Annotated in this window: 17 protein-coding genes; 11 read left to right on the top strand and 6 right to left on the bottom strand. The window is 69.4% G+C overall.

Annotation, left to right across the window (positions count from 1 at the left end):
• Window positions 1-140: 140 nt before the first annotated feature.
• The 6 genes from ACFZDL_RS38460 to ACFZDL_RS38435 all read left to right on the top strand — a co-directional run bounded on the left by ACFZDL_RS38460 (window position 141) and on the right by ACFZDL_RS38435 (window position 6,797).
• The gene (locus ACFZDL_RS38460; RefSeq protein ID WP_353587307.1) at window positions 141-1,172 is read left to right on the top strand and encodes an ABC transporter permease; all 1,032 of its coding nucleotides are present in this window, start codon (window positions 141-143) and stop codon (window positions 1,170-1,172) included.
• A gap of 16 nt (window positions 1,173-1,188) precedes the next feature.
• Window positions 1,189-2,988, top strand: coding sequence for an ABC transporter substrate-binding protein (locus ACFZDL_RS38455; RefSeq protein ID WP_353587309.1), 1,800 nt, complete (start codon window positions 1,189-1,191; stop codon window positions 2,986-2,988).
• 168 nt (window positions 2,989-3,156) lie between these two features.
• Window positions 3,157-4,134 carry an ABC transporter permease gene (locus ACFZDL_RS38450; protein ID WP_353587311.1) on the top strand — a complete coding sequence of 326 codons (978 nt, stop codon included), beginning with the start codon at window positions 3,157-3,159 and terminating at the stop codon, window positions 4,132-4,134.
• 13 nt (window positions 4,135-4,147) lie between these two features.
• Entirely contained in the window at window positions 4,148-5,209 is a 1,062-nt protein-coding gene (locus ACFZDL_RS38445; protein WP_353587312.1) for an ABC transporter ATP-binding protein, read from the top strand.
• A gap of 12 nt (window positions 5,210-5,221) precedes the next feature.
• Window positions 5,222-6,367: an oligopeptide/dipeptide ABC transporter ATP-binding protein gene (locus ACFZDL_RS38440; protein ID WP_353587314.1), complete on the top strand. Its 1,146-nt coding sequence runs from the start codon at window positions 5,222-5,224 to the stop codon at window positions 6,365-6,367.
• Window positions 6,368-6,416: 49 nt separating this feature from the next.
• Complete coding sequence (locus ACFZDL_RS38435; RefSeq protein WP_353587316.1) at window positions 6,417-6,797, top strand: signal peptidase I; 381 nt, start codon at window positions 6,417-6,419, stop codon at window positions 6,795-6,797.
• 19 nt (window positions 6,798-6,816) lie between these two features.
• Here the strand turns inward: ACFZDL_RS38435 and ACFZDL_RS38430 are convergent, their stop codons facing one another.
• On the bottom strand, window positions 6,817-7,977 hold the full coding sequence (locus ACFZDL_RS38430; RefSeq protein WP_353587318.1) for an ROK family transcriptional regulator: 1,161 nt from the start codon (window positions 7,975-7,977) through the stop codon (window positions 6,817-6,819).
• A gap of 167 nt (window positions 7,978-8,144) precedes the next feature.
• Between ACFZDL_RS38430 and ACFZDL_RS38425 the strand changes: the two genes are divergently transcribed.
• Genes ACFZDL_RS38425 through ACFZDL_RS38410 form a run of 4 tightly spaced genes read left to right on the top strand, consistent with a single transcriptional unit; the run spans window position 8,145 to window position 12,635 of the window.
• On the top strand, window positions 8,145-9,101 hold the full coding sequence (locus tag ACFZDL_RS38425; protein ID WP_353587320.1) for a sugar ABC transporter permease: 957 nt from the start codon (window positions 8,145-8,147) through the stop codon (window positions 9,099-9,101).
• Window positions 9,102-9,116: 15 nt separating this feature from the next.
• Window positions 9,117-10,049 carry a carbohydrate ABC transporter permease gene (locus ACFZDL_RS38420; protein ID WP_353587322.1) on the top strand — a complete coding sequence of 311 codons (933 nt, stop codon included), beginning with the start codon at window positions 9,117-9,119 and terminating at the stop codon, window positions 10,047-10,049.
• Window positions 10,050-10,059: 10 nt separating this feature from the next.
• On the top strand, window positions 10,060-11,403 hold the full coding sequence (locus ACFZDL_RS38415; RefSeq protein WP_353587324.1) for a sugar ABC transporter substrate-binding protein: 1,344 nt from the start codon (window positions 10,060-10,062) through the stop codon (window positions 11,401-11,403).
• A 29-nt stretch (window positions 11,404-11,432) separates the two neighbouring features.
• Entirely contained in the window at window positions 11,433-12,635 is a 1,203-nt protein-coding gene (locus tag ACFZDL_RS38410) for a Gfo/Idh/MocA family oxidoreductase (RefSeq protein WP_353587326.1), read from the top strand.
• Between the two features lie 2 nt (window positions 12,636-12,637).
• Here the strand turns inward: ACFZDL_RS38410 and ACFZDL_RS38405 are convergent, their stop codons facing one another.
• Genes ACFZDL_RS38405 through ACFZDL_RS38385 form a run of 5 tightly spaced genes read right to left on the bottom strand, consistent with a single transcriptional unit; the run spans window position 12,638 to window position 18,328 of the window.
• The gene (locus ACFZDL_RS38405; RefSeq protein WP_353587328.1) at window positions 12,638-13,708 is read right to left on the bottom strand and encodes a dipeptide ABC transporter ATP-binding protein; all 1,071 of its coding nucleotides are present in this window, start codon (window positions 13,706-13,708) and stop codon (window positions 12,638-12,640) included.
• Window positions 13,680-14,738, bottom strand: a complete 1,059-nt coding sequence (locus ACFZDL_RS38400; protein WP_353587330.1) for an ABC transporter ATP-binding protein — start codon at window positions 14,736-14,738, stop codon at window positions 13,680-13,682. Before ACFZDL_RS38400 ends, ACFZDL_RS38405 begins: the two co-directional genes overlap by 29 nt.
• Window positions 14,739-14,748: 10 nt before the next feature.
• Window positions 14,749-15,756, bottom strand: coding sequence for an ABC transporter permease (locus ACFZDL_RS38395; RefSeq protein ID WP_353587332.1), 1,008 nt, complete (start codon window positions 15,754-15,756; stop codon window positions 14,749-14,751).
• On the bottom strand, window positions 15,749-16,672 hold the full coding sequence (locus ACFZDL_RS38390; RefSeq protein ID WP_353587334.1) for an ABC transporter permease: 924 nt from the start codon (window positions 16,670-16,672) through the stop codon (window positions 15,749-15,751). The genes ACFZDL_RS38395 and ACFZDL_RS38390 overlap by 8 nt, the downstream gene beginning before the upstream one ends.
• Before the next feature lie 3 nt (window positions 16,673-16,675).
• Complete coding sequence (locus ACFZDL_RS38385; protein WP_353587336.1) at window positions 16,676-18,328, bottom strand: ABC transporter substrate-binding protein; 1,653 nt, start codon at window positions 18,326-18,328, stop codon at window positions 16,676-16,678.
• Between the two features lie 185 nt (window positions 18,329-18,513).
• Here ACFZDL_RS38385 and ACFZDL_RS38380 point away from each other — a divergent pair, with 185 nt between their 5' ends.
• Window positions 18,514-19,668, top strand: a complete 1,155-nt coding sequence (locus tag ACFZDL_RS38380; RefSeq protein WP_353587338.1) for an epoxide hydrolase family protein — start codon at window positions 18,514-18,516, stop codon at window positions 19,666-19,668.
• Window positions 19,669-20,108: the final 440 nt, after the last annotated feature.

Genomic DNA, 20,108 nt, shown 5'->3' with positions numbered 1-20,108 from the left:
TGGCCCCTTGACTGAGCTGTTAGTCGGTTGCGAAAGTCCGCTCATCCCGACACGCGCACGACCACCGGCGGTCGGGACCGACATGACGCGAGTAGATCAGCGCGAACAGACACAGCGATCAGTGCGGGGGGCGCTACGCGATGACGAGTCCTTCCCAGGCCGCCGCGCCCGGGGCGAAGGCGCCCGGCCCGGACGCCGTCCCTGAGGCCCAAGTCGGCAAGGACGGCGCGCCGTTGGTGGGGCGGTCGCCCGGCCAGTTGATGTGGCGGCGTTTCAAGCGCGACAAGACAGGCGTGATTTCGGCCTACGTCGTGATCTTCTTCTTTCTGATCGCCTTACTCGCGCCCGTGATCGCCTGGCTGTACGGCAAGAACCCGTACACCACCTACGGACTCGACAGGCCCGGGCTGCTCAACGAGTTCTACTACCCCATCAAGCCCAACGGGGGCATCGACGGCGAGTTCTGGTTCGGCCTCCAGCCCCAGCTCGGCCGGGACGTGTTCACCCAGCTCCTGTACGGCATACGGACGTCACTGCTGATCGCGGTCGCCGTCACCCTCCTGTGCACCCTCACCGGCATCCTCGTCGGCGTCACGGCCGGCTACATGGGCGGCAAGACCGACTACTTCCTCGGCCGCTTCATCGATCTGCTCCTGGCCTTCCCCGCGCAGCTCTCGTTCGTGGCCTTCACGCCCGTCGTCTACTCCCTCTTCGTCAACCCGGAGAAGGAGACGCCCACCTATCTGCGTGTCATCACCCTGATCCTGGTCCAGTGGGCGCTGGGCTGGATGGGGCTGGCGCGGCTGCTGCGCGGGCAGGTGCTCAGCCTGCGCGAGCGGGAGTTCGTGGAGGCCGCGAAGGTGACCGGCGCCTCCCCGTGGCGGATCATCAGCAAGGAGCTGCTGCCCAATCTGTGGACGCCGATCCTGGTGCAGTCGACGCTGATGCTGCCGACCTTCGTGACCGCCGAGGCCGGGCTCTCCTTCCTGGGAGTCGGGCTCGTCGAGCCGACCCCCGACTGGGGCCGGATGTTCGCCACCGGCGCCAGGCACTACCAGAACGACATCACGTACATGTTCTTCCCGGGCGTGGCCATGGTGATCTTCGTGGTGGCCTTCAACCTGCTCGGGGACTCGGTCCGGGACGCATTCGATCCGAAGACTAAGCGCTAGGCAGGTGCAACGACACATGACCTCATCCACACGGGGCAGAGGGCGGCGGGCGGCCGTCTCTCTGGCGATCGGGGCCCTCGTGCTCTCGGCCTGCAGCAGCGGCGGGGGCGGCGACGACGATCCCGTCGAGAACAAGCCGGACAAGGCCAGGGCCGACAACTACTCGCTCGGCACCGCGGCCGACTCCACGGGCCCGGCGGCCGATCTGCCCGGCGCCAAGAAGGGCGGGACGGTCAACGTCCTGCAGCGGGACGCCTTCACCTATCTCGACCCGGCGCAGATCTACTACGCCGACATGCTGACCGTCCAGATGCTCTACAACCGGTCGCTGACCACCTACAAGGTCGACGACAAGGGCCGGGTGAAGCTGGTCGGCGACCTCGCCACCGACACCGGCAAGTCCTCGGACGGCGGCAAGACCTGGACGTACACGCTCAAGGACAACCTCAAGTTCGAGGACGGGTCGCCGATCACCTCCGCCGATGTCCGGCAGTCCATCGAGCGGCTCTACGCCAAGTGGGCCACCGACGGGCCGCTGTACATCCCGCAGTGGCTCTCCGGTGAGGGCCAGTCCTTCCGCAAGGCGCTGCCGGACGGCCCGTACAAGGGCAAGCACCTGCCCAAGGACGTGCTCGACACGCCGAACGACAAGACGATCGTCTTCCACTTCAAGGAGCCGCACGCGGACACCCCGTACGCGGTCGGTATGCCGAACATCGGCGCGGTGCCCTCCGACGGCAAGAAGGACACCGCCGAGAAGTACACCAACCACCCGGTCGCCTCCGGCCCGTACAAGATCGGCAAGCTCAACCCGGGCAAGTCGCTGACCCTGGTGCGCAACGACCAGTGGGACCCGAAGACGGACGCGGTCCGCCACCAGTACCCGGACAAGTTCGACATCCGCTTCGGCATCCAGGAGCCCGACTCCGCCCGCCGGCTGCTGGCCGAGCGGGGCAGCGACAAGCAGGCGATGTCCTTCACCAACGCGGTCACCGTCGAGTCCGCCCAGGAAGTCGCCAAGGACGCGGGCGCCAAGTCGCGCACCTTCCTTGAGGTGCAGCCGTACGTCGACTACATGGCCATCAACATGGACCGGATCAAGGACAAGAAGGTCCGGGAGGCCCTGGCCTACGCCATGCCCAACGACCAGATCCTCGGCCAGTTCGGCGGCAAGCGGGCCGGGCAGGTGGCGGGCAACCTGCTGGCCCCCTCGCTGGCCGGGTGGAAGAACTTCGATCCCTTCGGCAAGACGAAGAAGGGGAACGAGGGCGGCGACATCAAGAAGGCCAAGGAGCTGCTGAAGGAAGCGGGCAAGGAGGGGCAGGAGATCGTCTACGCCTACCCCAACACCACCGAGTACCAGAACGTCTCGGTGGTCGTCGTCAAGGCTCTGGAGGCGGCCGGCTTCAAGGTGGAGAAGAAGGAGATCGACTCCAACAACTACAACGTCGAGATCGCCAAGATCGACAACGGCTTCGACATCTACCGCGTCTCCTGGGGCGCCGACTGGCCGGTCGGCTCGACCGTGGTCCCGCCGCTGTTCGACAGCAAGGCCGTCGCCGACGGCTCGCAGAACTACTGGCACCTCAAGAACAGCCAGGTCGACTCCGAGATCGCCCGCATCCTGAAGATCACGGACGTGGAGAAGGCGTCGGGTGAGTGGGTCACGCTGGCCAACAAGATCCTCACCGACGACGTGCCGGGCGTCCCGCTCTTCTACAACCGCCAGTGGAACATCTGGGGTTCGGGGCTCGGTGGCATCAAGTACCACTCGGTGTACGGAACCGCCGACCCGACCGCGGTGTATGTGAAGTAGTAGCCCCGCTCGCCACGCGCCGGAGCCGATACGACCGGCTCCGCCGCGTGGCCACCCCGTCAGCCCCCAGGGCACGCTGTCCGCCACCCCCCGCGGGTGGCGGACGGCGCCGCCCGTCCGATCCGCCCTGGTCGCCCAAGGCGCCCGTACCGGAAGACCCGCGACGCCATGCTTCGTTTCCTCGTACGCCGCTCCCTCGGCGCGATCGTCATCATCCTGCTGATCAGCGCGATCACGTTCTTCCTCTTCTTCGCGCTGCCCTCCGAGCCGGCGCAGCTGGCCTGCGGCAAGAACTGCGGCCCGGACGCCATCGCGCTCATCAACAAGAACCTGGGTCTCGACGAGCCGGTCCCGGTCCAGTACTGGCACTATCTGGTCGGCATCTTCGCCGGCCGGGACTTCGAGGTCGGCCACTGCCCGGCCCCCTGCTTCGGCTACTCCTTCACCAACTCCCAGCCGGTCTGGGAGACCATCATGGACCGCTACCCGACCACGCTCTCGCTCGCCGTCGGCGGCGCCGCCGTGTTCCTGATCATCGGGGTCGGCATCGGCATGATCGCGGCGGCCAGGCGCGGCACCTTCACCGACAAGTTCTTCAGCTCCCTGTCGCTGATAGGCAACTCGCTGCAGATCTACTTCGTCGGCGTCATCGCGCTGTGGCTGCTGGTCGACACCTGGGGCGTGATCGACCGGCCCGAGTACACCCCGTTCACCGAGAATCCGGCCAAGTGGTTCAGCGGGCTGCTGCTGCCCTGGCTGGTGCTCTCCATCATCTTCATCGCCAACTACAGCCGTATGACGCGCTCCCAGATGGTCGAGCAGCTGAACGAGGAGCATGTGCGCACCGCGCGGGCCAAGGGGATGTCGGGCCGTACGGTCTTCTTCCGCTACGCCTGGCGCGGCGCGATCGCCCCGATCGTCACCATCGTCGGCATCGACCTGGGCTCGCTGTTCGGCGGCGCGATGATCACGGAGTTCACGTTCACCCTGCACGGCCTGGGCCGGCTCGCGGTGGAGTCGGTGACCGAGAAGGACCTCCCGATGCTGATGGGCGTGATGCTCTTCAGCTGCACGGCGATCGTCATCGCCAACATCATCGTGGACGCGCTGTACGCCGTCATCGACCCGCGCGTGCGCCTCGCCTAGGAGTACGACCGACGTGACCACCCTGACCAAGTCCGAGGCCGCCCCGGCCCCCGCCGCGGGCGACGCCTTCCTGTCCGTGCGCGACCTGTATGTGCGCTTCTCCACCGAGGACGGCGTCGTCAAGGCCGTGGACGGCCTCTCCTTCGACCTCGAGCGCGGACGCACCCTCGGCATCGTCGGCGAGTCCGGCTCCGGCAAGTCCGTCACCAACCTCGCCGTCCTCGGCCTGCACGACCCGCGCAACACCGAGATCCGCGGCGAGATCGTGCTGGACGGCCAGGAGCTGACCGGGGCGCCCGAGCGCGCCCTGGAGAAGCTGCGCGGCAACAAGATGGCGATGATCTTCCAGGACTCGCTCACCGCCCTCTCGCCCTACTACACCGTCGGCCGCCAGATCGCCGAGCCCTACCGCAAGCACACCGGGGCCTCCAAGCGCGAGGCGTGGGGGCGCGCCATCGACATGCTCGAGAAGGTCGGCATCCCCAACGCCAAGCTGCGGGTGCGCGACTATCCGCACCAGTTCTCCGGCGGTATGCGGCAGCGCGCCATGATCGCCATGGCCCTGGTCTGCGACCCCGACCTGCTGATCGCCGACGAGCCGACCACCGCCCTGGACGTCACCGTCCAGGCCCAGATCCTCGACCTGCTCAAGGATCTGCAGCAGGAGTTCGGCTCCGCGATCATCCTCATCACCCACGACCTGGGCGTGGTCGCCAACACCGCCGACGACCTGCTGGTCATGTACGCCGGCCGGGCCGTGGAGCGCGGCACGGTCCGTGAAGTGCTCCGCTCCCCCCAGCATCCGTACACCTGGGGGCTGCTGGGCTCCATGCCGCGGCTGAACTCCGCCGTCGACGAGCCGCTGAGCCCCATTCCCGGCGCCCCGCCCAGCCTGCTGTCCCCACCGCCCGGCTGCCCCTTCCACCCGCGCTGCGTCCACACCGAGGAGGTCGGCGGCGACCGGTGCGCCACCGAGCGCCCCTCGCTGCCCGACGGCCGGGGCGCCGCCTGCCATCTGGCCGCCGACCGCAAGCAGACCATCTTCACCGAGCAGATCAAGCCCCGGCTGGCCTAGGAGACACGGACCATGAGCAGCAACGCGTCGGCCACGTCCGGGGAACCCCTCCTGGTCGCGGAGAAGCTGACCAAACACTTCCCGATCATGGGCGGCTTCCCGTTCCGACGGAAGGTGGGGGCCGTCCAGGCGGTGGACGGCATCGACCTGACGGTGCGGGCGGGTGAGAGCTTCGGCCTGGTCGGCGAGTCCGGCTGCGGTAAATCCACCACCGGCCGCCTGCTGACCCGGCTCCTGGAGCCCACCGCGGGCACCATCACCTACCAGGGCCAGGACATCACCCACGCGGACCGCAAACAGCTGGCGCCGATCCGCTCCGAGATCCAAATGATCTTCCAGGACCCGTACTCCTCGCTGAACCCCCGGCAGACGGTGGGCGCGATCATCTCCGGGCCGATGGAGATCAACGGCATCGAGCCGCCGGGCGGCCGCGAGGCCCGGGTGCGGGAGCTGCTGGAGACCGTGGGCCTGAACCCCGAGCACTACAACCGCTTCCCCCATGAGTTCTCCGGCGGTCAGCGCCAGCGCATCGGCGTCGCCCGCGCGCTGGCGCTGGAACCCAAGCTGATCGTCGCCGACGAACCGGTCTCCGCGCTCGATGTCTCCATCCAGGCCCAGGTGGTCAACCTCCTCCAGGAGCTCCGCCGCGAGCTGGGCATCGCCTTCCTCTTCATCGCCCATGACCTGGCCGTCGTGCGCCATTTCTCACAGCGTGTCGCGGTCATGTACCTCGGCAAGATCGTCGAGGTCGGCGACCGCGACTCCATCTACCACCGCCCGCGCCACCCCTACACCCACGCCCTGCTCTCCGCGGTCCCCGAGGCCGCCTTGCTGGCCGAAGAGGCGGGCGAGGGCGAGGCCCAGGGCCCCGGGGCGAGCGGCGCCGCGCGCCGCGAGCGCATCCGCCTCGCCGGCGACGTCCCCTCCCCCATCAACCCGCCCTCCGGCTGCCGCTTCCGCACCCGCTGCTGGAAGGCGCAGGACAAGTGCGCGCGCGAGGAGCCGCCGCTGATCCGCCTCGAAGGCAACCACGAGGGCCATCTGTCCGCCTGCCACTTCCCCGAGGCCCCCAGCGTCGCCGCCCGCGAGCAGGACGTGATCCTCGACCCGGCGCTGATCGCGGCGGAGGAGATCCAGCAGGGGGTTCACAAGGACTGATCTCCGCGGGCCGAGCCCTGCGGACTGAACCCTGCTAGCGTCCGCATGCGTGAACGACACCGTATACGTGGGCAACGCGGGCAAGGACGCCGCTCTGGACCGGGGATGGATCCTCGGGCACTTCAAGGACGCCGACGATCCCCGCCACAGCGACGCCGTGGAGATCAAGTGGGGCGTGCACCCTCCCGGTGACGAACGGGCCCAGTGGGTGAGAGGCGAGGAGAGGACCGCTCTTCTGGTCCTCATCAGCGGCCGCTTCCGCGTCGAGCTGCCCGGCCGCAGCGTTCTCCTGGAACAGCAGGGCGATTACGTCGTGTGGGGGCGCGGAATCGACCATTCCTGGGTCGCGGAGGAGGAGTCGGTGGTGCTGACGGTCCGCTGGCCCTCCGTACCCGGCTATGCGGTGGAGGCCGCGGAGCCGCACCGCTGAGGACCGAGCATCCGCCGCCTCAGGTCTCGGCCGACCCCAGGACCAGCACCTGAATGGCCAGAACGGCCGCGCCGCGGGCCCAGTCGTGGAAGTCGGAGACCTTGGTCTCCAGGTTGACGGGGTCGGCCTGGGGGTGGCGGCCCGCGAGGATGGCTTCCTCCACCGCCGGGCCGACCACGTCGACAAGGCCCACCCCCTCGCCCGCCAGCAGGATCTTCTGCGGCATCGCGAAGTTGGCGATCTGGGCCACGAGCGTGCCCAGGGCCTGGGCGGCCTCGTCCAGGACACGGGCGGCCATGGGCTCGCCCTCGGCGGCGCGGCCGAGGATCTCCTCGTACGTCATCTCACGGCCGGTCGCGGCCTGGAGTTGGTAGCGGATGCTGGGGATGGTGAGCAGGGAGATGGCGCTGCCGCGATCGCCGTAGGGGGTGAGCGGTCCATAGGGGTTGACGATCCAGCGCCGGCCGAAGCCCGCGCCGTCCTCGGAGGAGGCCACCCTCCTGCCGCCGACGACGAACCCGTAGCCCAGCCCCGCCCCGATGGTGAGCACCGCGAACCGCTCCAGGCCTCGCCCGGCGCCGAACCAGGACTCGGCCTCCACCAGCGCCGCCACGTCGTTCTCGACGACCGCCGGCAGCCCCGTGCGCTCCTCGACCAGCTTGGCCAGCGGCACGTCCGCCCAGTCGAGGAAGGCCGATTCGACGACGGTCGAGCGGTCCCGGACGCTGCCGCCGACGCCGATGCCGATCCCGGCCAGGCGGGGAAACGCGCGAGCGGGCTCGGCGGTCATCTCGTGCAGCAGGCCGACCACTTCCGCGGGGTCGTGTGTGGTCAGCGGCCGGTCGTAACGGGCCACGATGTCGCTGCGCAGGGTGGTGACGACCGCGTACACCCTGTCCCCTGTGATCTTGAACCCGAGGAAGTACCGGGACTCGGGGACGATGTCCAGTGGCTGTGAGGGCCGCCCCTGCCGCGCCTCCGCGAGCATCGTGTCCTCGGCCGACTCGATCAGCAGACCCGACTCGATCAGCGGCTTGGTCAGCCGGGTGAGGCTGCCCGCCGAGAGGTTCAGCCGGCGGGCGATCTCGCTGCGCGACAGCGGACCGTGTACCAGCACCTCGATCGCCACGGCGCGCTCGCCGGGGCTCAGCGGTGGCCAACTCGCCGCAAGTGTGGTCATGAAGGGTCAGACCCCCACAAGATTTTTTTCATCAAGGAAGTAATGGAGTCACTCTACGCCGCAGAAGCCGGACACAAAACACCTCCGCACGACTCTTGACGCATGGATTCTTTTGCACCAAAAGTAAGTGCCCTGAGCCGAGGACGCCGCAGACGAGGGAGTCTCCAATGACCGTCGCCTCCAGCAGCCCTCCTTCGCGTCTGCCGTTGCGCAGCTCCGAGGGGGTCACACCGAAACGCACCGTCCGCAAGGCCCGGGAGCGCGGGGACGGAGCCCTCGCGGCTCTCTTCATCGCCCCCGCCCTGCTGGGCTTTCTGGTCTTCCTGCTCTGGCCGACGCTGCGGGGCATCTACCTGAGCTTCACCCGCTTCAACCTGCTCACCCCACCCGAGTGGGTGGGCCTGGCCAACTACGACCGGCTGGTCCATGACCCCCTCTTCTGGGACTCGCTGAAGGTCACCGTCGAGTACGTGGTCATCAACATCGGTGTGCAGACGGTGTCGGCCCTCGCCATCGCGGTGCTGCTCCAGCGGCTGACCCAGTCGGCCGTGCTCCGGGGCATCGTGCTCACCCCCTATCTGATGTCGAACGTCGTCGCCGGCCTGGTCTGGCTGTGGATGCTCGACAACCAGCTCGGCATCGGCAACGAGATCCTCCAGAGCCTGGGCTTCGACCGCATCCCGTTCCTGGCCGACGAGACCTGGGCGATCCCCACCATCGCCCTGATCAACGTCTGGCGGCACGTCGGCTACACCGCGCTCCTGCTCTTCGCCGGTCTCCAGGCGATCCCGAACGACATGTACGAGGCAGCCAAGGTCGACGGCGCGAGCGAGTGGCGGATGTTCTGGCGGATCACCATGCCGCTGCTGCGGCCGGTGCTGGCGGTCGTGCTGATCATGACCGTGATCGGTTCGTTCCAGGTCTTCGACACGGTCGCCGTGACGACCGCGGGCGGTCCGGCGAACGCCACCAACGTGCTCCAGTACTACATCTACGGCTCCGCTTTCGGCCGCTTCCAGTTCGGCTACGCCTCGGCCATGTCCGTCGCCCTGTTGGTCGTCCTCAGCGCGATCACCGTCATCCAGTACCGGATCACCCGGGCCGGCCAGACCGACCTCGGCTGACGGAAGGAACTCACCGTGGCTGCCGTCACCACCACAACGACCGGAATGCCGACCGGCATACGGCCGGTCAGGCGCAGGTTCTCCATCGGCCGGGCCGCCGCCTGGACCGTGATGGGCCTGATCGTCCTCATCACCCTGCTGCCGTTCTACTGGATCCTGCGCACCGCGCTGTCCACCAACGCCGGTCTCAACACCGACCCCGCGAACCCCCTGCCGGTCGACCTCAGCAGCAGTGGCTTCGAACGCGCCCTCGGGCTCCAGTCCGCCAAGGAGGCGATCGCCGAGGGCGGCGCGGGCGGCGGGCTCGACTTCTGGCGCTATCTGCTCAACTCGGTGATCGTCTCGACGCTGATCACCAGCTGTCAGATCTTCTTCTCCGCGATGGCCGCGTACGCCTTCGCGCGGCTGCGCTGGCGCGGCCGGGACAAGGTCTTCGGCCTGTTCCTGGCCGGGCTGATGGTGCCCGCCATCTTCACACTGCTGCCGAACTTCGTGCTCATCAAGCAGCTGCACCTGGTGGACACGCTGCTGGGCATCGCGCTGCCCACCCTCTTCATGACGCCGTTCGCGGTGTTCTTCCTGCGGCAGTTCTTCATGAACGTGCCCCGGGAGGTCGAGGAGGCGGCGCTGCTCGACGGCGCCGGAAAGATCAAGATCTTCTTCCGGGTGATCCTGCCGATGGCGGCCACCCCGATCACCACGCTGGCCGTGCTGACGTACATCACCTCCTGGAACGACTACTTCTGGCCGCTGATGGTCTCCTACAGCGACAGCTCCCGCGTGCTGACCGTGGCCCTGGCGATCTTCCGGGCGCAGACCCCGGCGACCGGCGTCGACTGGTCCGGGCTCATGGCGGCGACGCTGATCGCCGCGCTGCCGATGCTCCTGCTCTTCGCCTGCTTCGCCCGCCGCATCGTCAGCTCCATCGGCTTCACCGGGATCAAGTGAGGAACGCCCCATGCGACTTCGTACACTGACCGCGCTGGCCGGAGCGGTGACGCTGTCCCTGGTGTCCGGCTGCGCGGCCGGCGACGGCACCGGAGCGTCCGCGAACACCGTGACGTACTGGCTGTGGGACGCCAACCAGCTGCCCGCCTACCAGGCCTGCGCGAAGGGGTTCGAGAAGGAGAACCCCGGGCTCAAGGTGAAGATCACTCAGCTGGGCTGGAGCGACTACTGGACCAAGCTCACCTCCGGGTTCATCGCGGGCACCCAGCCGGATGTGTTCACCGACCACATCCAGAAGTTCGGCCAGTTCGCCGATCTGAAGGTGCTCGAGCCGCTCGACGGCCTCGGCATCAAGGAGTCCGACTACCAGCCGGGGCTCGCCGCCAACTGGATCGGCCAGGACGGCCACCGCTACGGAGCCCCCAAGGACTGGGACACCGTGGCCCTCTTCTACAACCAGAAGATGGCCAAGGCCGCCGGGCTCACCGCCGGGCAGCTGGGCAGCCTCTCCTGGAACCCGAAGGACGGCGGCAGCTTCGAGAAGGCCATCGCGCACCTCACCGTCGACAAGAACGGCAGGCGGGGCGACGAGCCCGGCTTCGACAAGAACAACGTCAAGGTGTACGGGCTGGCCACCAACGGCGGCGGCTACGGCGACGGCCAGACCCAATGGAGCATGTTCACCGCCTCCGCCGGGTGGAGCTACACCGACAAGCCCCGTTGGGGCACGAAGTACCAGTACGACAGCAAGACCTTCCAGTCCGTCATCAAGTGGTACTTCGGACTGGCGAAGAAGGGCTACATGGCCCCCTTCTCCGACTACAACGTCCAGTCCAACCAGGCGAACACGCAGGTCGCGGCGGGCAAGGCCGCCGCGGCGTTCGACGGGGCCTGGATGATCTCCACGTACAGCGGCTTCAAGGGCAGGGACGTCAAGGCCGCCCTCACGCCCGTCGGCCCCACCGGCAAGCGCGCCACCATGATGAACGGCCTCGCCGACTCCATCACCAAGGCCGCCAAGAACAAGGCGGGCGCCCGCAAGTGGGTGGCCTACCTGGCCTCCGACAAGTGCCAGACCGTCGTCGGCAAGTACGGCGTCGTCTTCCCCGCCACTTTGGCCGGCACCGAGGCCGCCACCGCCGCGTACAAGAAGAAGGGCATCGATGTCACGGCGTTCACCGAACCGGTGGCCGACAAGAAGGACTTCCGGACCTTCTCCTACCCGATCACCAACTACGCGGCGGACGTGACCGCGCTCATGACGCCGCAGATGGAGGACATCTACGGCAACGGCGCACCCGTGAGCAGCCTCGACCAGACCAACAGCCAGATCAACCGGATCCTCTCTCAGTGATCTCTCGACCAGTGAAGGGCACGCCTCACATGACTTTCTCGCTCGGCATCGTCGGCGCCGGCCAGTTCTCCGGCCAGTTCGCCACGCTGTTCCAGGCCCATCCCGGCGTCGGCGACGTCTATGTCACCGATCTGCTGCCCGAGCGTGCGGAACAGCTGGCCGCCGCACAGGGGCTGGCGGGCACCTTCCCCTCGTACGAGGCCATGCTGGAGTCGAAGGCGGTCGACGCGGTCGCCATCTTCACCCAGCGCTGGACGCACGGTCCGCTGGTGCTCCAGGGCCTGAACGCGGGCAAGCACGTCTACTCCGCCGTCCCCATGGCGATCACCACCGAGGAGATAGCGGCGATCATCGAGGCCGTGCGCGCCACCGGCCTGACGTACATGATGGGTGAGACCAGCCAGTACAACCCGGCGACCGTCTACGCCCGCAACCAGATCGCCGAGGGCGCCTTCGGACGGCTCTTCTACGCCGAGGGCGACTACGTCCACGACATGGATCTCGGCTTCTACGAGGCCTATCAGTACAGCGGCGGCGAGAACTGGAAGGCGACCGCCAGCTATCCCCCGCTGCTCTACCCCACGCATGCCGTCGGCGGGGTGCTCGGCGCCTGGCAGACGCATGCGGTGAGCGTGTCCGCGATCGGGGTCAGGGACGACCGCGGGGACGGCGTGTTCGACCGGGAGATCAGCCAGTTCGGGAACGACTTCTCCAATGCCACCGCGCTGTTCGAGGTGGCGGGCGGCGGCTCGTTCCGTACGAACGAGTTCCGGCGAGTCGGCTATCCCTCATACATCCGGGAATCACGGTTCCGGTTCTTCGGTACGGAGGCCAGCATGGAGCAGCTCGCCACCGTCGGTTTCTGGCAGGACAAGAAAGGGGTGAAGGACATCTCCGAGCTGCTGGAGCCCAAGCCCACCCTGGCGCCCGACGATCCGCAGCTCGAGCACATAGCCCCGGCCCTGCGGGCCGCCTTCACCTCGGGTTCCGCGCCGGTACACGACCGGTCGCGGCTGCCGAGGGAGTTCGACCACCTCCACAACGGCCACGAGGGCAGCCACCACTTCCTGGTGGACGACTTCGTGACCGCGGTCAACACCCGCACGCTGCCGTCCGTGAACGCCTGGGTCGCGGCCCGCTACACCCTGCCGGGCATCGTCGCGCACGAGTCCGCGCTCCAGGGCGGCGCCAGGCTGGACATCCCGGACTTCGGGGACGCGCCCGGGGCATAGCCTCAGCCGCTGGGCGCGTGCGGGCGTTCCCCGGCGAAGTGGCAGGCCGACGGGTGCGCGGCCGGGCCCCCCGGGGCCCGGAGCTCCGGGGGCACCACGAGCCGGGGCACCTCCACCGCACAGCGGTCCTCGGCCCTCCAGCAGCGGGTGCGGAAGCGGCAGCCGGAGGGCGGATCGGCCGGGGAGGGGACGTCGCCGGCCAGGAGGATGCGCTCGCGGCCGTCGCTGGACTCCGGGTCGGGCACCGGGACCGCGGACAGCAGGGCCTGGGTGTACGGATGCGTCGGATGGTCGTAGATCTCGGTGTCGGTGCCGATCTCGGCGAAGCGGCCCAGGTACATCACCGCCACCCGGTCGGAGATATGGCGGACGACGGACAGGTCATGGGCGATGAAGAGGTAGGAGAGGTTGAACTCGTCCTGCAGCTTCTCCATCAGGTTGATGACCTGGGCCTGCACCGACACATCCAGCGCGGAGACCGGCTCGTCGCAGATGATGATCTCCGGGTCGAGGGCCAGGCCGCGCGCGATGCCGATGCGCTGGCGCTGACCGCCGGAGAACTGGTGCGGGTAGCGGTTGATGTACTCGGGGTTGAGCCCGACGACGTCCAGCAGCTCCTGCACCCTGCGGCGGCGATCGCCCTTCGGGGCCACCTCCGGGTGGATCTCGAAGGGCTCACCGATGATGTCACCCACCGTCATCCGCGGGTTCAGCGAGGTGTACGGGTCCTGGAACACCATCTGGATATTGCGCCGCACGGCCTTCAGGGCCCGCCCCGACAGCTTGGTGATGTCCTCGCCCCGGTAGCGGATCTCCCCAGCGGTCGGCCGCTCCAGGTTGACCAGCAGCCGGGCGAGGGTGGACTTGCCGCAGCCGGACTCGCCGACGACCCCGAGCGTTTCCCCGCGCCACAGGTCGAAGGAGACGCCGTCGACGGCCTTGACCGCGCCGACCTGGCGTTTGACGACGACGCCCTGGGTGAGCGGGTAGAGCTTGGCCAGGTCACGCACCTCCAGGACCGGCTCGCCCGGCCCGGCGGCGGGCTCAGGGGGCTGCGATGGCGTCGCGGGCATCGAGCTCGTCCTTCCAGAAGTGGCAGGCGCTGGCCCGGCTCACGGGCGCGTCCCGGTACGTCACCTCGTACAGGGGCGGCCGTTCGGTGCGGCAGACGTCCTGGGCGCGGGGGCAGCGCGGGGTGAAGGGGCAGCCGGGCGGGGACTCCCCCGGGCCGGGCGGCAGGCCCTTGATCGCGTACAGCTCCCGGCCCCCGCGCTCCCCCCCGCCGTCGAGTCGCGGGATCGAGTCCAGCAGCCCGCGGGTGTACGGATGGGCCGGGCGGCGGTAGAGGTCGCGTACGGGTGCGGTCTCCACGATCCGGCCCGCGTACATCACCGCGATGGTGTCGGCGACATCGGCGACCACACCGAGATCGTGGGTGATCAGGATCAGACCCATGTCGTACTCGCGCCGCAACTCCGCGAGCAGATCCATGACCTGGGCCTGGACGGTGACATCCAGGGCGGTGGTCGGCTCGTCGGCGATGATCAGGTCCGGCTCCAGCGCCAGCGCCATGGCGATCATGATGCGCTGGCGCATACCGCCCGAGAACTGGTGCGGATAGTCGCCCACCCGCTCCTTCGCCGCCGGAATGCGCACCCGGTCCATCAGCTCCACGGCCCTGGCGCGCGCGGCGCGGCGCGACAGGCCCTGGTGCACCTCGTACATCTCGGCGAGCTGGGCGCCCACCGACACCACCGGGTTCAGCGCGGAGAGCGCGTCCTGGAAGATCATCGCCATGCGGGCGCCGCGCACCCGGCGGCGCTCGTCCTCACCCAGCTCCAGCAGGTCCCGCCCCTGGAAGAGGATCCGTCCGCCGGTCACGAAGGCGGGCGGCGAGTCGAGGATGCCCATGATCGCCTGGGCGGTCACCGATTTGCCCGAGCCCGACTCGCCGAGCACCGCCAGCGTCCGGCCCGCGTCCACGCCCAGCGTCACCCCGCCCACGGCTTCGGTGACGCCGTCCCTGGTCCGGAACTCGACCCGCAGATCCCGTACGTCCAGCAGCCGCGGCAGGGCGGGCTGCGCCCCCTGGAGTGCGCTCATCGTCCCCTCCTCAGCGCAGCTTCGGATCGAGCGCGTCGCGCACCGCGTCGCCGAGCATGATGAACGCCAGCACCGTGATGCTCAGCGCCCCGGCGGGCCACAGCAGCATGTGCGGGGCGTTGCGGATCTGGGTGGAGGCGGACGAGATGTCGATCCCCCAGGAGACGGTCGGCGGCTTGAGCCCCACGCCGAGGAAGGACAGCGTCGCCTCCAGCGCGATGTAGGTGCCGAGCGCGATGGTGGCGACGACGATGACGGGGGCCACGGCGTTGGGCGCGATGTGCCGCAGCAGCGTCCGGGTGTCGCTCGCGCCCAGCGCCCGCGCCGCCTGGACGTAGTCGTGCCGTTTGGCGGTCAGCACGGCCCCGCGCGCGATGCGGGAGATCTGCGGCCAGCCCAGCAGCACGATGAAGCCGACCACCGGCCACACCGACCCGCTGGTGACCACGGACAGGAAGACCAGCCCGCCCAGCAGGATCGGGATGCCGAAGAAGACGTCCGCGATCCGCGACAGCAGGGCGTCCCACCAGCCGCCGTAGTACCCGGCCAGCCCGCCGAGCACGCTGCCGAGCAGGGCCGCGCCCGCCGTGGCGCAGATGCCGACGGCGATGGAGGCGCGGGCCCCGTAGACGGTGCGGGTGTAGACGTCGCGGCCCTGCAGGTCGTAGCCGAAGGGGTGGCCGGGCGCCGGGCCGTCCTGCGCCTTGGACAGGTCGCCGCGGTACGGATTGCCGTCCGTGATCAGCTCCGGCCAGATCGCGATCAGTACGAGGAAGACGATGATCAGGGCGGAGACCACGAAGACCGGGTTGCGGCGCAGGTCCCGCCAGGCGTCGGACCACAGCCCGCGCGGCGCCGCGGCCCGGTCGGCGGAGCGCCCCGGGCCGCGTCTGCCCGCGGGCACCACGGGTGCGGGGGCGGGGGCGCCCCGCAGGGCCTGGGTGTCGCCCGCGGCCAGGGCCTGTGCGCCGCCGCCGGCCGGGGCGATGGCTTGGGGGGTGTCAAACGGCTCAGGCATACCGGATCCTCGGGTCGAGCACGGCGTAGAGGAGGTCGACGATCAGGTTCGCCAGCAGGAAGACGATCACGAGGATGGTCACGAAGCCGACGACCGTGGGGGAGTTCTGGCGCAGGATGCCCTGGTAGAGCTGGTAGCCCACGCCGTGGATGTTGAAGATCCGCTCGGTGACGATGGCGCCGCCCATGAGCGCGCCGATGTCGGTGCCGAGGAAGGTCACCACGGGGATCAGGGAGTTGCGCAGCAGATGGCGGACGACCACCCGGCGGCGCGGCAGCCCCTTGGCGACGGCGGTGCGCACATAGTCGGCGCGGGCGTTCTCGACGATGGAGGTGCGGGTGAGCCGGGTGGTGTACGCGAGGGAGACCAGGCCCAGCACGACGCCCGGCAGCAGCAGCTGTCCCAGCGGCGCGTCCGGTGCGACGGAGGGCGTGGTCCAGCCCCATCTCACCCCGATCAGGTACTGCAGCACCGAGCCGCTGACGAAGGTCGGGACGGAGACCACGACCAGGGTCAGCAGCAGCACGGAGGTGTCCAGGCCGCGCCCGCGCCGCAGCCCGGTCGCGACGCCGAGGGTCAGCCCGAGGGCCATCTCGAAGAGCACGGCGACCAGGGTGAGCCGCAGGGTGATGGGGAAGGCGTCGGCCATCAGCTCGGTGACGGGCCGGCCGTCGAAGGCGGTGCCGAAGTGGCCGCTGAAGACCTGCCCCATGTAGTGCGCGTACTGCCGCCACAGCGGCTCGTCGAGGTAGAGGTCCTCGCGGATGCGGGCGGCGGTGGCCGGGTCGGGGGCCCGGTCGCCGAAGAGGGCCGCGACGGGGTCGCCCAGCGCGTACACCATGAAGAAGATCAGGAAGGTGGTGCCCAGGAACACGGGGATCATCTGGAGCAGCCGCCGAAGCGCGTGACGGCCCATGGCTCAGCCGACCTTGATCCGGTCGTAGACCGGGACGCTGAACTGGTTGAGGGCCACGCCATCGAGCCGGGACGAGTAGCCCGCGCTGCCGTTCTGGTACCACAGCGGGATGGCGGGCATCTGCGTGGCGAGGATCTTCTCGGCGTCCTGGAAGGCGGTGATGGCCGCCCCGTCGCCGGACTCGGCGTTGGCCCGGTCGACGAGCCGGTCGAAGGCGGTGTCGCTCCAGTGGCCGTCGTTGGAGGAGGCATCGGTGTAGTACAGCGGCTGCAGGAAGTTCTGGATCAGTGGGTAGTCCATCTGCCAGCCGGCCCGGAACGGCCCGGTCATCCGCTTGTTCGCCATCTTGTTGCGGTAGTCGGCGAAGGTCCCCACCGGTCTGCCGACACAGGCCCGGTCGCTGCGCAGCACGGTGTTGACGCTGTTGCAGACCGCGTCGACCCAGTCCTTGTGGGAGCCGGTGTCGGCGTTGTACGTGATGGTCATCCGGCCGCCGGGCAGCCCGCCGCCCGCCTTGATCAGCGCCCTGGCCCGCGCCGGGTCGAAGGAGCAGGCGTCGCCGCACAGGCCGGGCCGGTAGCCGCCCTGGCGGCGCAGCACCGGGGAGGTCCAGTCGGTGGCCGGGGTCCGGGTGCCGTGGAAGATCCGGTCGGTGATCTGCGCGCGGTTGATCGCCATGGAGATCCCGCGCCTCAGCTTCGCCGAGCCGGGCCCCCGCCAGCGGCGGTCGTACATCGGGAAGGTGAGGGTCTGGATGATCCCCGCGGGCTGGTTGATGTAGCGGTTCCCGAGGTCTGAGCGGACGAACTTCAGCTGGGCGGCGGGCACGTCGTCCACCAGGTCGAGATTGCCTGCCTGCAGATCGGTGTAGGCGGTGTTGCTGTCGGTGTAGACGCGCAGCTCGACGCCCTTGTTGCGGGGCTTGTCGGGCCCCGGGTAGCCGTCCCGGGCGCGCAGCTTCATCACCGAGCCCTTGGCGTACGAGACCACCTCGTACGGGCCGTTGCCGACGGGTTTGCGCAGCCAGGCGGCGTGGTCGTCGAAGAAGGCGCGGGGCAGCGGCGCGTAGGCGTTGTAGCCCAGCGTCTTGGGCCAGCTGGAGAACTTCTGGGTGAGCTTGACCGTGAAGGTCCGCGCGTCCTTGACGCGCAGTCCGGAGAGGGTCTTCGCGGTGGGCCGGCCGGTGACCGGGTGGACCTTGTCGTAGCCCTGGATGTACTCGAAGAAGTAGGCGTTGCGCTGCTCGTTGTCGAGCAGGGCGGCGTAGTTCCAGGCGTCCACGAAGGACTTGGCGGTGACCTTCTCGCCGTTGCCGAACCGCCACCCGTCCTTGATGGTGATGGTGAAGGTCCGCTGATCGGCCGTCCGGATCCGCTCGGCGAGCGCGTTCTTCGCCTCGCCGGTCGCGGGGTCGTACCGCTTGAGCCCCCGGAAGATCATGTCCAGGACCTTGCCGCCCTGGACGTCGTTGATGTTGGCCGGCTCCAGCGGGTTGGGCGGGTCGCCCCAGGAGGACCGTACGACGCCCTTGGGCGCGTCGCCCCCGCCGCAGCCGGTCGCGGCGACGGCGAGCACCAGCGGGACGAGGAGGCCGCCCGCCACGCCCACGGCCCGCGATCCACGCCGAAGGCACCGAGCGCGCGCGGCGATGCGCATGAGTGCCTCCCTGGGGCCGATCCGATGTACTGGCTCAGGCCCATATGACATCCCATGGGACGACTTGCCGCATTCGGGATACCACCGTCCGTGTCGGCCCCCAGATGCCCGACCCAGCCCCTCGCGACCCCTCCGCCGGTCCTGGCGGACACCATCCGTCCTCAAGGCCCCCTACCGTGCGCGCCATGGACCACCACCAGGCACAGGGCACCTCCCACCCGATCCACCCCTTCCGCATCGCCGTCCCGCAGCCCGACCTCGACGATCTGCGCGAACGCCTCGTCCGCACCCGCTGGCCCGACCAGCTCCCCGGCGCCGGGTGGTCCTACGGCGTTTCGCTCGACTACGTACGCGAGGTGGCCGACTACTGGGCCGGGGAGTTCGACTGGCGGGCGCAGGAGGCGCGGCTCAATGCGTTTCCGCAGTTCACCACGGACATCGACGGGCAGCGGGTGCACTTCCTCCACATCCGCTCCCCCGAGCCGACCGCCCTGCCGCTGCTGATCACCCACGGCTGGCCCGGCTCGGTCGCCGAGTTCACGGAGATCATCGGCCCGCTGACCGACCCCCGCGCCCACGGTGGCGACCCGGCCGACGCCTTCCACCTCGTCATCCCCTCCCTCCCCGGCTTCGCCTTCTCCGGCCCGACCCGCGAGTCCGGCTGGGGCATCCGCCGTATCGCCACCGCCTGGGGCGAGCTGATGCGGCGCCTGGGCTACGAGCGCTACGGGACGCAGGGCGGCGACTTCGGCTCGCTCATCTCCCCCGAGGTGGCGCGGGTGGCCCCGGCCGAGGTCATCGGCGTGCACGTCAACGCGCTGGTGACGATCCCCTCCGGCGACCCGGCCCAGATGGAAGGCCTCACCTCCACGGAGCAGTCCCGCCTCGCCGGCGTCCGGCGCTGGCACCGCGAGCTGTCCGGCTACGCTGCCATCCAGAGCACCCGCCCCCAGACCCTGGCCTACGGCCTCGCCGACTCACCCGTCGGCCAGCTCGCCTGGAACCTCGACTGGTTCGCCGCCCACGGCGACAAGCCGGGCGCGCTCGACCGGGACGCCGTGCTGACCAACGTCTCGATCTACTGGTTCACCAACACGGCCGGATCGGCCGCCCGCCTCTACAAGGAGGCGGCGTCCGTGTGGAGCGCGCCCCCGGAGCGCTCCAAGATCCCCACCGGCGTGGCGGTATTCCACGGAGACGGGGCCATCCGCCGCTTCGCGGAGCCACACCATGCGATCACGCACTGGTCGGAGTTCGACGCGGGCGGGCACTTTGCGGCGATGGAGGTGCCGGAGCTGCTGGTCGGCGACGTACGGGCGTTCTTCCGCACCCTGCGCTGACCGCGCGCTCGCGATCACACCCGCCGCGACATCACACCTGCTGCAAAGTCACCAGCTTGCCCCGGCTGCCGAGCCGGTCGAGCACGTGCCGGAGGTCGTCGGGGTCGGAGGTGGCGACCGCCGCCCCCCAGTCGAGCGGCGAGCACCGCGACGGCCCCGTCCACTGGATCGGAGGTCCCCGCCTGGCCCAGTAGCTCCCCGATCTCCCGGGCCGATGCCTCGTCCATGGCCGCCACATCGCACCCCTTGAGCAACTGCGCCAGGCGCGCCTGGCGAGCTCCGTCCCGCCACACCTGTGCCACCACGGGTGCGGGCACCTGGGGCACACCGCCCGCGGTGAGATAGGCCCGGTGGGCTCTCCAGACCTTGGTCTGTGAGCGCTCGGCGGCGATCAGCATTCCCGCGTCGTAGACGACAGGCCGCAGTACGGTCATCGGTCA

Source organism: Streptomyces sp. NPDC007917, from assembly GCF_042959105.1.
Classification (GTDB): domain Bacteria; phylum Actinomycetota; class Actinomycetes; order Streptomycetales; family Streptomycetaceae; genus Streptomyces.
This window is presented reverse-complemented; position numbering and strand designations above follow the sequence as displayed.

What these genes read in the sequence shown, in the direction of transcription:
- ACFZDL_RS38405 (WP_353587328.1), bottom strand. Translation starts at nt 13,708, where the DNA reads ATGCCCGCGACGCCATCGCAGCCCCCTGAGCCCGCCGCCGGGCCGGGC.
- ACFZDL_RS38425 (WP_353587320.1), top strand. Translation starts at nt 8,145, where the DNA reads ATGACCGTCGCCTCCAGCAGCCCTCCTTCGCGTCTGCCGTTGCGCAGC.
- ACFZDL_RS38400 (WP_353587330.1), bottom strand. Translation starts at nt 14,738, where the DNA reads ATGAGCGCACTCCAGGGGGCGCAGCCCGCCCTGCCGCGGCTGCTGGAC.
- ACFZDL_RS38410 (WP_353587326.1), top strand. Translation starts at nt 11,433, where the DNA reads ATGACTTTCTCGCTCGGCATCGTCGGCGCCGGCCAGTTCTCCGGCCAG.
- ACFZDL_RS38430 (WP_353587318.1), bottom strand. Translation starts at nt 7,977, where the DNA reads ATGACCACACTTGCGGCGAGTTGGCCACCGCTGAGCCCCGGCGAGCGC.
- ACFZDL_RS38415 (WP_353587324.1), top strand. Translation starts at nt 10,060, where the DNA reads ATGCGACTTCGTACACTGACCGCGCTGGCCGGAGCGGTGACGCTGTCC.
- ACFZDL_RS38450 (WP_353587311.1), top strand. Translation starts at nt 3,157, where the DNA reads ATGCTTCGTTTCCTCGTACGCCGCTCCCTCGGCGCGATCGTCATCATC.
- ACFZDL_RS38380 (WP_353587338.1), top strand. Translation starts at nt 18,514, where the DNA reads ATGGACCACCACCAGGCACAGGGCACCTCCCACCCGATCCACCCCTTC.
- ACFZDL_RS38460 (WP_353587307.1), top strand. Translation starts at nt 141, where the DNA reads ATGACGAGTCCTTCCCAGGCCGCCGCGCCCGGGGCGAAGGCGCCCGGC.
- ACFZDL_RS38385 (WP_353587336.1), bottom strand. Translation starts at nt 18,328, where the DNA reads ATGCGCATCGCCGCGCGCGCTCGGTGCCTTCGGCGTGGATCGCGGGCC.
- ACFZDL_RS38440 (WP_353587314.1), top strand. Translation starts at nt 5,222, where the DNA reads ATGAGCAGCAACGCGTCGGCCACGTCCGGGGAACCCCTCCTGGTCGCG.
- ACFZDL_RS38455 (WP_353587309.1), top strand. Translation starts at nt 1,189, where the DNA reads ATGACCTCATCCACACGGGGCAGAGGGCGGCGGGCGGCCGTCTCTCTG.
- ACFZDL_RS38395 (WP_353587332.1), bottom strand. Translation starts at nt 15,756, where the DNA reads ATGCCTGAGCCGTTTGACACCCCCCAAGCCATCGCCCCGGCCGGCGGC.
- ACFZDL_RS38390 (WP_353587334.1), bottom strand. Translation starts at nt 16,672, where the DNA reads ATGGGCCGTCACGCGCTTCGGCGGCTGCTCCAGATGATCCCCGTGTTC.